Annotated in this window: 11 protein-coding genes; 9 read left to right on the top strand and 2 right to left on the bottom strand. The window is 61.5% G+C overall.

The window, feature by feature from the left end; translation table 11 throughout:
* Nucleotides 1–181: 181 nt before the first annotated feature.
* The 3 genes from ACSBPU_RS22095 (at nt 182) to ACSBPU_RS22085 (ending at nt 5,368) form a co-directional block, all read left to right on the top strand.
* Complete coding sequence (locus ACSBPU_RS22095; RefSeq protein WP_442594254.1) at nt 182–2,386, top strand: cyanophycin synthetase; 2,205 nt, start codon at nt 182–184, stop codon at nt 2,384–2,386.
* 72 nt (nt 2,387–2,458) lie between these two features.
* The gene (gene cphA / locus ACSBPU_RS22090) at nt 2,459–5,029 is read left to right on the top strand and encodes a cyanophycin synthetase (RefSeq protein WP_442594252.1); all 2,571 of its coding nucleotides are present in this window, start codon (nt 2,459–2,461) and stop codon (nt 5,027–5,029) included.
* 156 nt (nt 5,030–5,185) lie between these two features.
* Nucleotides 5,186–5,368, top strand: coding sequence for a DUF3008 family protein (locus ACSBPU_RS22085; RefSeq protein WP_442594250.1), 183 nt, complete (start codon nt 5,186–5,188; stop codon nt 5,366–5,368).
* 55 nt (nt 5,369–5,423) lie between these two features.
* Here ACSBPU_RS22085 and ACSBPU_RS22080 read toward each other — a convergent pair whose 3' ends face one another.
* The gene (locus ACSBPU_RS22080; protein WP_442594248.1) at nt 5,424–6,401 is read right to left on the bottom strand and encodes a LysR substrate-binding domain-containing protein; all 978 of its coding nucleotides are present in this window, start codon (nt 6,399–6,401) and stop codon (nt 5,424–5,426) included.
* A 115-nt stretch (nt 6,402–6,516) separates the two neighbouring features.
* Here ACSBPU_RS22080 and ACSBPU_RS22075 point away from each other — a divergent pair, with 115 nt between their 5' ends.
* The 5 genes from ACSBPU_RS22075 to ACSBPU_RS22055 all read left to right on the top strand — a co-directional run bounded on the left by ACSBPU_RS22075 (nt 6,517) and on the right by ACSBPU_RS22055 (nt 10,738).
* Nucleotides 6,517–7,515, top strand: coding sequence for a D-cysteine desulfhydrase (locus tag ACSBPU_RS22075; RefSeq protein WP_442594247.1), 999 nt, complete (start codon nt 6,517–6,519; stop codon nt 7,513–7,515).
* A gap of 21 nt (nt 7,516–7,536) precedes the next feature.
* Nucleotides 7,537–8,436: a transporter substrate-binding domain-containing protein gene (locus ACSBPU_RS22070; protein WP_180068611.1), complete on the top strand. Its 900-nt coding sequence runs from the start codon at nt 7,537–7,539 to the stop codon at nt 8,434–8,436.
* 96 nt (nt 8,437–8,532) lie between these two features.
* Nucleotides 8,533–9,291, top strand: coding sequence for an ABC transporter permease subunit (locus ACSBPU_RS22065; RefSeq protein WP_180068613.1), 759 nt, complete (start codon nt 8,533–8,535; stop codon nt 9,289–9,291).
* The gene (locus ACSBPU_RS22060; protein WP_180068615.1) at nt 9,288–9,977 is read left to right on the top strand and encodes an ABC transporter permease subunit; all 690 of its coding nucleotides are present in this window, start codon (nt 9,288–9,290) and stop codon (nt 9,975–9,977) included. The genes ACSBPU_RS22065 and ACSBPU_RS22060 overlap by 4 nt, the downstream gene beginning before the upstream one ends.
* Nucleotides 9,978–10,003: 26 nt before the next feature.
* Entirely contained in the window at nt 10,004–10,738 is a 735-nt protein-coding gene (locus ACSBPU_RS22055; protein ID WP_180068616.1) for an ATP-binding cassette domain-containing protein, read from the top strand.
* A 107-nt stretch (nt 10,739–10,845) separates the two neighbouring features.
* Here ACSBPU_RS22055 and ACSBPU_RS22050 read toward each other — a convergent pair whose 3' ends face one another.
* Complete coding sequence (locus tag ACSBPU_RS22050; protein WP_442594243.1) at nt 10,846–11,481, bottom strand: 2OG-Fe(II) oxygenase; 636 nt, start codon at nt 11,479–11,481, stop codon at nt 10,846–10,848.
* A gap of 161 nt (nt 11,482–11,642) precedes the next feature.
* Between ACSBPU_RS22050 and ACSBPU_RS22045 the strand changes: the two genes are divergently transcribed.
* Nucleotides 11,643–12,680: an aromatic ring-hydroxylating dioxygenase subunit alpha gene (locus tag ACSBPU_RS22045; protein ID WP_442594241.1), complete on the top strand. Its 1,038-nt coding sequence runs from the start codon at nt 11,643–11,645 to the stop codon at nt 12,678–12,680.
* The last annotated feature ends 90 nt before the right edge of the window (nt 12,681–12,770 follow it).

Here is a 12,770-nt window from a genome sequence, read left to right as displayed (position 1 = left end):
TTGTCACGTTGAATGCTCTTTGCGGGTTGAGCCGGTGCCATCCATTGTGGTTTTTTTGCCTCTGACACAGCAATTTTCTTCTTCTATGCCGCGGTTGGCAAACACATTCGAGGGCATTTGCCGTTAAATACTCACCATTCGCTATCGCGAGTCTCGTTCTTCTCCGGATTTCCCTTTCAAGATGCAGACGAAAAACATTGAATTCACCAATATGGTGATGTTGCGCGGCCCCAACATCTGGGCGTACCGCCCGGTGATCGAAGCATGGGTTGATATTGGGGAACTGGAGGACTATCCGTCCAACCTCATACCGGGCTTCTACGAACGCCTGGTCGAGTGGCTGCCGACGCTCATCGAGCATCGCTGCAGCGTCGGCGAGCGGGGCGGATTTCTGCAGCGCCTGAGACAGGGCACTTGGCCGGCCCATATCCTCGAGCATGTGACCCTCGAATTGCAGGGTCTGGCAGGCATGCCGGGCGGCCTGGGGCGCGCCCGCGAAACCCCCGTACGCGGCGTGTACAAAGTGATCGTTCGGGCCTGGCACGAAGAGCTGACGCGCCAAGCCTTGTATTGCGCGCGCGATCTCGTGATGGCTGCCATACAGGACAAGCCTTACGATGTGCAGGGCTGCCTCGAGAAGCTGCGTGAACTGGCGGAAGAGTTGCGCCTGGGCCCGAGCACCGGCTGTATCGTGGAAGCCGCCGACGACCGCGACATTCCGACGATACGCTTGAGCGAAGCCAACCTGGTGCAACTGGGCTACGGTGCGCGCCAGCGCCGGATCTGGACGGCCGAAACGGATCGCACCAGCGCGATTGCGGAAAGCATCTCGCGCAACAAAGACCTGACCAAGGACTTGCTGCATGCCTGCGGTGTGCCGGTGCCTGAAGGGTGTGTGGTCGACAGTGTCGAGGCTGCCTGGGAAGCGGCACAGGACATCGGGATGCCTGTCGTCGTAAAACCCACCGACGGCAACCACGGCCGGGGCGTATTCACCAACTTGAACAATCGCGAAGAGATCGAGACCGCCTATGCCGTTGCCGTCGACGAAGGCAGCGGCGTGGTCGTCGAACGCTTCGTGCAAGGCGACGAGCATCGTCTTCTGGTGGTTGGCGGCCGGATGGTCGCGGCCGCCCGCGGCGACGCGGCAGTGGTGGTGGGCGATGGCGCCAGCACGGTCGAAGAGCTCATTGAAACTCAGCTGAACTCCGATCCGCGGCGTGGCCGCGATGAAGATCACCCGCTCAATCTCATCCGCCTGGATTCCGCGGCGCGTCTCGAACTCGTGCGCCAGAATCTCAGCGCAACCGCGGTGCCGGCCGCCGGCGTGACGGTGCTCATACAGCGCAACGGCAATGTATCCATAGACGTGACCGACGCAGTGCATCCCAGCGTGGCCGCGGCGGTGGAACTGGCCGCGCGGGTGGTGGGTCTGGACATCGCCGGCGTGGATCTGGTGGCTGAAGACATCTCGAAGCCATTGGATGAACAGCGCGGCGCCGTCGTCGAAGTGAACGCAGGGCCTGGGCTGCTCATGCACCTGAAGCCCGCTGCGGGCAAGCCGCGGCCGGTCGGCCGGGCCATCGTCGATCATCTTTTCCCGGAGGGCGATACCGGCCACATACCGATAGTCGGCATCAGCGGCAGCAAAGGCAAGACGAGCGTGGCGCGCATCGTGGCGTGGCTGACGCAGCTTTCCGGTGCTTATACCGGGCTGGCTTGCAGCCAGGGCCTGTTCTTTGGCCGCCGGCATGTGCAGAAAGAGGATGGCGCCAACTGGGATGCCGCGCGCAGGGTGTTGTTGAACCGTGCGGTGCAGGCAGGCATCGTTGAAAACGGTGCGCGCACGATACTTGGCGAGGGCCTGGCCTACGATCGTTGCCAGATCGGGATCGTGACCAACATCGATCCCGGCGACGTGTTTCCGGAGCTGTACATGGGCGACATGGATCAGATGCTCAAGGTCTACCGGACGCAGGTCGATGTCGTCCTGCCTGAAGGCGCGGCGATATTGAACGCGGACGATGCGGCCGTGGCGGACATGGCCGGGCTGTGCGACGGATCGGTGGTGTTCTTCGGCCTGTCTCCCGATGAGGGCGTCATTTCGTCGCACCGGCATGCGGGGGGGCGCACCGTATCCGTCCGGCATGGCCAGGTCGTCATGGCCCAGGGCCTGAATGAAACCGTTCTTACCGACCTGGCGTCCATCCCCTCTCTGGCCGGCTGCGACCGGGGGTTCGCATTGAGCAACATGCTGGCGGCGGTGGCCGCGGCCTGGGCGCTGGGCATAGGCAGAGACGTAATACGGATAGGCGTGGAAACATTCGGCGTGGATGCCGCGGCGGCGTCCGATGCCGCCCAGGCTTCCAGCGACGTGCCGGCCTGAGCACGTGCCCAAGGCCCGCATGGGCCGGGTACGCAGCATATCGATCATCTTGGCAACAAGGACAATCATCTGATGGAAGTTTCCCGTGTACGCGCGCTGCGCGGTCCGAATCTCTGGTGCCGCCAGACCGTCATCGAAGCAATCGTTTCATGCACTGAGGCCGAGCGCGCGATCAGTGATATCGATGCCTTCGAGATCCGGCTTCGAGCGCGCTTTCCCGACGTCGATATCTTGCGCTCCACCAGCCAGGAGCCCGCGAATTCGCTGGCTCACGCACTGGCCTACGCGGCGCTCAGGCTGCAGTCGCAAGCCGGCAGCCCGGTTGCGTTCAGCCGGGCCACGCCGACCATCGAGCCGGGCGTATACCAGGTTGTCGTCGAGTACAGCGAAGAAGCGGTCGGCCGCCTGGCTTTCGACCTCGCCCAGCAGCTATGCGTGGCAGCCATGCAGGATCTGCCGTTCGATGTAAGCGCCGGTTTGTCGCAGTTGCGCGAATTGAACGAGGATATCCGACTGGGGCCCAGCACGGGTTCGATCGTGCAGGCGGCGATCAGGCGGGGAATTCCGTATCGAAGGCTTACTGAAGGCAGCCTCGTGCAGTTTGGATGGGGTAGCCGGCAGCGCAGGATACAGGCCGCCGAGACGGACAGCAGCAGCGCGATTGCCGAAGAAATCGCCCAGGACAAGGAGCTCACGAAACGCTTGCTTGCCGCGGCCGGCGTACCGGTTCCGATCGGCCGCTGCGTCGACAATGCGGAAGAGGCCTGGCTGGCGGCGTCGGAAATAGGCGCTCCAGTCGTGCTTAAGCCGCGCGACGGCAGCCAGGGGCGAGGTGTGACGGTCAATATCCAGACCCGCGAACAGGTCCTGGCGGCCTATGCCGTGGCGGCGGAGATCACGCGCGACGTCATCGTGGAACGCTATTATCCCGGCCATGACTTTCGCTTGCTGGTGGTGGGCGACAAGCTGGTGGCGGCAGCCCGGCGGGATCCGCCTCAGGTCATCGGTGATGGAGAGCGCAGCATCGCACAGCTCGTTGCACAGATCAATGCGGACCCACTGCGCGGCGAGGGCCACGGCAGCTCGCTCACGAAGATCCGGCTGGACGACATTGCGCTGGCCACCATGGCGGCGCAGAACTATGGCGCGGACTCCATCCCCGAAAAGGGCGTGCTGGTCACTTTGCGTAACAATGCCAACCTCAGCACCGGCGGCACAGCCACCGATGTGACCGACCATGTGCATCCCGAGCTGGCGGCCACTGCGGTGGCCGCCGCCCAGATGGTGGGACTGGACATCTGCGGCATCGACCTGGTCAGCGAAAACGTGTATGACTCGCTCGACAAGCAGTCCGGGTGCATCGTGGAGGTCAACGCGGCGCCGGGGTTGCGCATGCACCTGGCCCCGTCTTTCGGCAAAGGCAGGGCCGTCGGCGACGCCATCATCGACAGCATGTTTCCCGATGGCGGCAACGCCAGGATTCCGGTCGTGGCCGTGGCGGGCACCAACGGCAAGACCACGACGGTCCGGCTCATCGCGCATCTCATCGCCACCACCGGCCTGCGCGTGGGCATGACCAATTCCGACGGTGTCTACATCGGCCGGGGACGCATAGATACCGGCGACTGCAGCGGGCCGCGCAGCGCGCGCAATGTGCTGCTTCATCCCGATGTTGATGCGGCCGTGTTCGAGACTGCCAGGGGCGGCGTGCTGCGCGAAGGCCTCGGTTTCGACCGTTGCGACGTTGCCGTGGTCACGAATGTGGGATCGGGCGATCACCTGGGATTGAACTTCATCAGCACGGTGGAGGACCTGGCCATTGTCAAGCGGGTGATCGTCGAGAACGTCGCCCCGGGCGGCTATGCCGTCCTCAATGCCGCGGACCCCTTCGTTGCGGCCATGGCCGACAACTGTCCCGGCTCCATCATTTATTTCGCGCAGGATCGCAATCATCCGGTGCTTGCGACGCATCGCGCTCAAGGCCGGCGTTCGGTCTATGTGGAAGGTGGCGCGGTGGTCCTGGCCGAAGACGGCTTCGAGCATCGGATCGATCTCTCCGCCATACCGCTGGTGCGCAACGGCGCCATCGGCTTTCAAGTGGACAACGCCATGGCGGCGCTGGCTGCGGCATGGGCGCTGGGCCTGGACTGGGCCAGCGTGCGGGCGGGGGCTGCGTCGTTCGTCAATGACGCCGGCACCGCGCCGGGCCGATTCAACGTCTTTTCGTATCGGGGCGCGACGCTGATCGCCGATTATGGCCATAACCCGGATGCCATATCGGCGCTCGTGCAGGCTGTCGACGCGATGCCGGCACACCGGCGCAGTGTCGTGATCAGCGGCGCTGGAGACCGGCGCGATATCGACATCCGCCGGCAGACCGAGATTCTTGGCGACGCCTTCGACGACGTGATTCTCTACGAAGACATGTGCCAGCGCGGACGTGCGGACGGCGAGGTGCTGGCCTTGTTGCGGGAGGGGCTGACCAACGCCCGCCGTGCCACCAACGTGCAGGAAATGCGCGGTGAGTTTCTCGCCATCGATACCGCGCTGGCCAGGCTACAGCCAGGAGATCTTTGCCTGATCCTCATCGATCAGGTCGAACAGGCCCTGGCCCACATTTCGGCTCGCATCGCGGCGTCCTGACGATCTGTTACACAAGCCATATCCGGTGGCTTGATCGTGGCGCCCGGCGCACGATAATGAATGGGTAGGCGGGGGGCAGACTCATGGGTCTGCCCCCCAATGACAGCCTGGGGTCAGACCCGGGGGGTCTGACCCCTCCCATCCAGGAGAGCGATCATGCCGGCAAAATCCCAGGCCCAGCAGAAAGCAGCGGGCGCGGCTCTGTCCGCCAAGCGTGGCGACACCAAAGTCAAAGACCTGAAAGGCCCCTCCAAGTCCATGTACAAGTCGATGTCCGAAAAGGAGCTTGATGAAATGGCGTCCACCAAGCGGAAAGGCAAGCCGGAGCACAAATCGTGAGGGGTCAGACCCCGCATGGGGTCTGACCCCGGCTCCGTCCGCGTTTCTTGCGGGGTCAGACCCGATGGGTCTGACCCCCTGAAGCGTCACGAATCAAGACGGGGTCAGACCCATCGGGTCTGACCTTGGAGCCGCTCGTCAGAATATCCCAGACATGGCGAGTGGCTTCCGCATACGAGGCTTGTGGATTGCGATACAGGCCCAATTCGAACTCCACGCATTTCAGGCCGGGCGTGCCGGCCAAGGACAACAGTTCGCCCGACTCGAGTTCGCGCCGGACGAGGCTGTGCGGCAGCCATGCCATGCCCAGTCCGGACTTGGCCATCTCCTTGACACCGGCCAGGAAAATCGATTCATGCACGATCTCGATGGAGCTCTTCGTGGGCAGTGTGCCCAGGCACGCGCGCTGAACGACGCGTCCCATGAAGCTGTCTTGCGGAAAGCCCAGTAGCTTGAGCGGCTGCCCGCTGCGCGGCACATGCGCAGGCGTGCCGTCTGCGAGACGAGCGGATATCGGGACCAAGGCTTCCGTGCCCATGGGATGACGACATGCGTTGGGCACCCGATTGCGCAGCAAATCGTCTTTTTCTTCCATGCAAAGCAAGAGATCGACCTGTCCCAGCATGAACGCCGCTACGCATTCATCGCGATTCTCAGAGCGTACATTGAAATCGATATGCGAAATGCCGTGATCGTTCAATTGCTGCAGCAGGCCGGGAAGCAAGGTGATGGTCAACGAGTGCTGGGTGGCAAGCGTGACCCGCGCCTGATAGGCGCTTTCGGACTGGATGCGATTGCGCAGCTGATTCATGTCGTGCAGCAGCGTCCGGAATGCGGAGATATGCCGTTCTCCTATAGGGGTCAGGCGGATGGGCTGGCTGCGCCGATCGATGAGCTCGGTGTTCAGCCATGCTTCAAACAACTGTATGCGGCGTGAAAAAGCCGGCTGGGTTACGTTGCGCAGCACTGCAGCCCGCGAAAATGTGCCGGCTTCCGCAAGAGCGATCAGATCTTCAAGCCAGGCCATTTTCATTGCGTGTCCTCCGACGTTATGCAAATAATGCATGGCGGAACAATAAATTGGTATTAGGCAAATCACCGAGCGCTCAGTACCATGGCCTCCATACTTGTAACAGGAGTTGAGTGCCATGCACCTTGCTGCTTATCCCCGTATCCGTCTCGGCCATTTCCCGACGCCGCTCGAATTCATGCCACGATTGACCGCGCATCTGGGTGGACCGAATCTCTACATCAAGCGTGACGACTGCACCGGGCTGGCGACGGGCGGAAACAAGACCCGCAAGCTGGAGTTCCTGGCGGCCGAGGCGCTGGCGCAGGGCGCCGACACGCTGATCACCCAGGGCGCCGTGCAGTCCAATCATGCGCGCCAGACCGCCGCCGCCGCCGCGAGGCTGGGGCTGAAGTGCAAGATACTTCTTGAAGAGCGAGTCAGCGATGCCAGCCCCGAATACGACCAGTCAGGGAACGTACTGCTCGATCGCCTGCTGGGCGGCGATATCGTGGCGCGTTATCCGGCCGGCACGAACATGCAGGCTGAAATGGAAAAGCTGGCCGATGCCCTCCGCGATGACGGGCATAAACCCTATGTCATTCCCGGCGGAGGATCAAATCCGGTCGGCGCGCTGGGGTACGTTGCATGCGCCCAGGAACTGCTCAATCAATCTTTCGAACAGGGGCTGCGCATCGATCATGTCGTGCACGCCACGGGCAGTACGGGAACCCAGGCGGGACTGGTTGTGGGGTTGCGCGCAAGCAATAGCGGAATACCCGTATATGGCGTCAGTGTGCGTGCACAAAGGGATATCCAGGAGGACAATGTCTGGCGGCTCGTGCAGAATACGCTTGACTTCATGGGTCTTCCGGCGTCTTCGGTGGACCGCAGCGATGTCGTGGCAAATTCCGATTTTGTGGGCGCCGGTTATGGCGTACCTACGGATGCAATGGTGGAAGCAATACGCCTGACGGCCGAGCACGAGGCCATCTTGCTGGATCCGGTGTACTCGGGCAAGGGTATGGCCGGGCTGATCGCTCTGATCCGCTCCGGTCATTTCAAGAAGGGCGAGAACGTTGTGTTTGTGCACACTGGCGGGGCAGTCGGCCTTTACGGCTATCGCCAGATTTTTTAAGCATACCAAGGAGTTCTAGACATGAAAAAAAGTGCTTTGACTTGTTTGACCGCTTTGGCAGTGATGCTTGCTGCGCCCGTGTACGCGGACGGCCGGCTGGAAAAAATCAAATCCTCCGGCGAAATCGCCCTGGGCCACCGTGATTCGTCCATTCCTTTTTCCTATCTGGACGACAAGCAGCAGCCCATCGGGTATTCGCTTGACATCTGCTACAAGATCATCGATGCCGTGAAGGCCAAGATCGGCGTGGACAAGCTCAACATCAAGCTGGTCCCTGTGACGTCCTCCACCCGCATTCCGCTCCTGGCCAACGGCACGGTGGACATGAACTGCGGTTCGTCCACCAACACCATAGAACGGCAGGCCCAGGTATGGTTCGCACCCACCACTTTTGTGACGGCGACGCGCTTCCTGGCCTTGAAGTCCTCCAACTTGAACAAGCTTGAAGACTTCAAGGGCAAGACCGTGGTTTCCACGGCCGGCACCAGCAATATACGGTGGTTGACCGGCGCGAATGAACAGCAGAAGCTCAACATGAACATCATCGCCGCCAAGGACCACGCCGAGGCGCAGCTGACGGTCAGCAGCGGGCGTGCGGCGGCATTCTTCATGGACGACATCCTGCTCGCGGGCCTGGTGGCTACGTCCAGGAATCCTTCCGAATGGATGATCAGCCAGGATGCCTACACCATCGAACCCTATGCGCTCATGATCCCCAAAGATGATCCGGAGTTCAAGAAGATCGTCGACGACACCATCAAGGGCATGATGAAGGACGGCTCGCTGGCGGCGCTCTACAAGAAATGGTTCGAGTCTCCCATTCCGCCCAAGAATGTAAACCTGAATCTTCCCATGAGCGAACAGCTCAAGAAAGTGGTTGCCAACCCGACGGACTCGGCGGATCCCAACGATTACAAATAATCGTTGCCGTTCAGGCGCGCATCGCGCGCGCCTGGCCCACCGCGCAGTGCGGCTGTGCGGTGGGCATTTGGTGTCACAGCTGTTCCGGAGCACAGTATGAATTACAACTGGAATTGGTCCGTATTCTTCAATGAGGCGCCAGGTGGCGTCACTTATATGGAGACCCTTCTCTGGGGGCTTGCATGGACCGTGGGCACGGCATGCCTGTCCTGGATACTGGCATTGTCCATGGGAACGATCGTGGGCGTGGCTCGCACGACGCAAATCGGCTGGGCCCGGCGATTGGGCACGGCGTATGTCGAGCTGCTGCGCAATATTCCCCTGCTGGTGCAGATGTTCTTGTGGTATTTCGTCATGCCGGAACTGGTCCCGCGCGCGCTTGGAGACGCGATCAAGCAGATCGCGCCCCCGTGGGGCATTTTCCTGCCTGCGGTTCTGTGCCTGGGGTTCTACACTTCTTCGCGCGTGGCCGAACAGGTCAGAGCCGGCATCGAATCGCTGCCGGTGGGCCAGCGCATGGCGGCCACCGCGCTGGGCATGAAGCAGGTGCAAGTATATCGATACGTCCTTCTGCCAAGCTCATTCCGGATCATCCTGCCGCCATTGACATCTGAACTGCTGAATCTCATCAAGAATACATCCGTGGCGTTCACGATCGGGCTGTTCGAGCTCGTTGGGGCGGCACGATCCATGCAGGAATTCAGCTTCCAGGTTTTTGAAACCTTCGCCATGGCGACGCTCTTCTATCTCATCCTCAATCTCATCGTGGTCAAGGCCATGAGCCTGATCGAGCGCCGGATGGCGGTGCCAGGATTCTTCGGACCGGCCTCCTCGACCAAGGAGAGCGCGGCATGAACGGATTCGATTTCGACGTCATCCAGCGGTCCTGGGTCTATCTGTTCCAGGACGGCATGGTTTTCACGATCAAGCTGACGCTGTTTTCCGCGATCGGCGGACTGGTGCTGGGCACTTTGCTGGCCTTGTGCCGCCTGTCCGGCATCAAGCCGCTGGCTTGGGCGGCGGGCACCTATGTGAACCTGCTGCGGGCCTTGCCCCTGATCCTGGTCATCTTCTGGTTCTATTTTTTGGTGCCGTACATCGGCGCATGGGTCACCGGAGCCAGCCGGCCCATATCGGTGGGCGGCTTCACGTCGGCCCTGGTCACCTTCACCTTGTTCGAGGCCGCCTATTTTTGCGAGATCATGAGGGCCGGCATACAGTCGGTGCCGCGTGGGCAGCTGTCCGCCGGCTATGCGCTGGGCATGACTTATTGGCAGGTCATGGGCAAGGTGGTGCTGCCGCAGGCGTTTCGCAACATGACGCCCATACTGCTGACGCAGACCATCGTGCTGTTCCAGGACACCTCCCTGGTTTATGTGCTGTCCCTGACCGACTTCCTGGGCGCCGCCACCAAGGTGGCCCAGCGGGATGGCAGGCTGATAGAAATGTACTTGTTCGTGGCCGTGGTGTACTTCATCATGAGCTATTCCGCATCGCTGCTGGTGCGCCGCCTGCGCGAGCGCACCAGCATTGCGCGATAAGATTCGAAAGACTAGCAGGAGCCTGAATGATAGAAATCAAGCGCGTCAGCAAATGGTACGGGGCGACCCAGGTGCTGGATGAATGTTCCACTCAAGTGTCCAATGGCGAAGTGGTGGTCGTATGCGGCCCTTCCGGATCCGGCAAATCCACGCTGATCAAGACGGTCAACGGCCTGGAGCCCTTTCAAAAGGGCGAGATCCTGGTGGATGGGGTGTCGGTGGGAGCGCCGGAAACCAATCTGCCCAAGCTTCGCGCACGCATCGGCATGGTCTTCCAGAGTTTCGAGCTTTTTCCCCATCTGTCGGTGACGCAGAATCTCGCCCTGGCCCAGACCAAGGTGCTGGGCCGCAGCCAGGATGAAGCCGTCGCACGGGGCGGCAAGCTGCTGGAGCGAGTGGGCCTGCTGGCCCACAAGGACAAATTCCCGGGCCAGTTGTCGGGCGGCCAGCAGCAGCGCGTGGCCATCGCGCGTGCCCTGGCGATGGACCCGATCGCCATGCTGTTCGACGAGCCGACCTCCGCGCTCGACCCCGAAATGGTCAACGAGGTGCTCGACGTCATGGTCGACCTTGCCCGCGAAGGCATGACCATGATGGTCGTCACCCATGAAATGGGATTCGCCCGCAAGGTGGCCGACCGTGTCGTCTTCATGGACGCCGGCAAAATCGTCGAGGACTGCGACAGCGAAGCGTTCTTCGGACAGCTCGAAGAACGCTCGCCGCGCGCGCAGCAATTCCTCTCCAAGATCCTGCATCACTGAGGGGTCAGACCCCATGCGGGGTCTGACCCCATCTGCGAAGAACGGCGGCCCGACAGGGGTCAGACCCTGTACAGGGTCTGACCCCAACGTCCTTGCAAGAAACGGGGTCAGACCCCGTACGGGGTCTGACCCCATGTCCCCGCCGTGTCGCGCCTGAACCAGCCGGTCAGGCTCCAGCGGATGCGTTTGCAGGGCCGCACTTCATGCAGGATGGTGTCGCTTCTGAAGAGTGCCAGGCGGCCCGGCTGGGGCAGGATACGCGTCATCTCCTGGCCGCTGTCCGGACAATACAGGCAGAGCTCGCCTTCGTCTTCCTGTGTCCATTGCGAATTCAGGTACAGCACGAGCGAGATTTTCCGATTGGGTTGGCCCTGATGCTGATCCATGTGCTTTTTATAGCCTTGTCCCGCCGGATAGCGGGCGAAATGGAATTCGGCATTATTGAGGCCCAGAAAAAAATGGCGGTTCAGCTCGCCGCGCCAGGCTTCGGTGAGCGCAAGAAAACGCGCCGTTGCTCCCTGGGCCTGTTCCGGCTCCAGCCAGCATATGGAGTCGCCCCGAATGTCGGTGTGGGTCGAAACCTGGGCTCCATGGCCGATGCTCGCCTGGCGGAAGCGGCCCTGATCCCAGTCCTGCGTGCATTGGGCGCGCAACTGATTGCATAGCTGTGGGTCGATCAGGCCGTCTGAAACGGCCCAGCCCTGGTCGGCCAGGGATTCCAGCAACAGCTCATGCGGCTGCATGATGCGCCGCCGTCTCGATGCGATTTAGGTCCATAGGGGTCCTGTGGTTCGTGGCATGCGCCGCTAAAGGCCATGCGTAGAACCGGTGCGACGGTTAAAGGCGGAAAAAGAGGGGGTAAAATTATAAAACACTTATCAATTTACGGTAGTAAGGAGCTTCCATGTTCTTGAAGAACGCATGGTATGTGGCTGCCAGCGATCACGAGATCGGTCGCCAGCTGCATCCATGCAAGGTCCTGGGCGAAGACGTCGTCCTGTATCGCAAGCAGAACGGCGCCGTGGCTGCGCTTGAAGACGCCTGTCCGCATCGCAAGCTGCCCTTGTCCATGGGCCGTTTGCTGGACGACGACGGCGTCGAATGTGGATACCACGGCCTGGTCTTCGACTGTTCCGGCAGTTGCGTGAAAGCGCCCGGCATGGCGAAGCCGGCCAAGCAGGCTGTCGTGCACAGCTATCCCGTGGCGGAACGCTATGGCCTGGTATGGATATGGATGGGCGACCCCGACAAGGCGGATCCGGACGACATCCTGAACGTGGAGCACTGGGGCGATCCCACATGGGGCGTCAATCGCGGCGACGCCATGACGGTGAATTGCAATTACCTTTATCTGACGGACAACCTGCTCGACCCGTCGCATGTGTCTTGGGTGCACCAGACTTCTTTCGGCAACTCGGATATCGTCGGCCACCCGCTGCAAACCCAGGTCGACGAAGACCGTGTGCTGGTGTCGCGCTGGATGAAGAACGTGGAAGTGGCGCCTTTCTACGCCAAGTTCGTCAAGTTTTCGGGAAACTGCGACCGGAAGCAGCATTACGAGATTCGGGTGCCGTCCCACGCCGTGATCAAGGCCATTTTCACGCCGGCCGGCACGGCGAGCGATACCGAACCCTTCCATCCCGATGTATTCCTGATGGATTCCTATAATTTCCTCACGCCTGTCGACGAGTCGACGACCCGCTACTTCTGGTTCCAGCTGCGCAATTTCAGCCCCGATGACGAAGAAGTCTCCAGGCAGTTCGCCCGCGACGTGCGGCACGCTTTCGAAGAGGATCGCGTCGTGCTCGAGGCCGTCCATGCCGGCATGGCCAAGAGTCCCTCAAGGCTCAACCTGCCGCAGGACGCGGGTCCGCTGCGCTTCCGGCAGAAGATCCAGGCCTTGATCGACGCCGAGCGCTCGGGCGCGCCGGTGCCGGCCTGAGGCGGCCGTCCATTTTTATGCATGACTGACAATAACGTTGACAGCGAGGGTGGAGATGACGACAGGCGAATGGATAGTGCTGGGCATATT

Source organism: Parapusillimonas sp. JC17, assembly GCF_052180245.1.
Lineage (GTDB): Bacteria > Pseudomonadota > Gammaproteobacteria > Burkholderiales > Burkholderiaceae_B > Parapusillimonas.
Note: the sequence above shows the minus strand (reverse complement) of the source record. Positions and strands in the feature narration are given on the sequence as shown.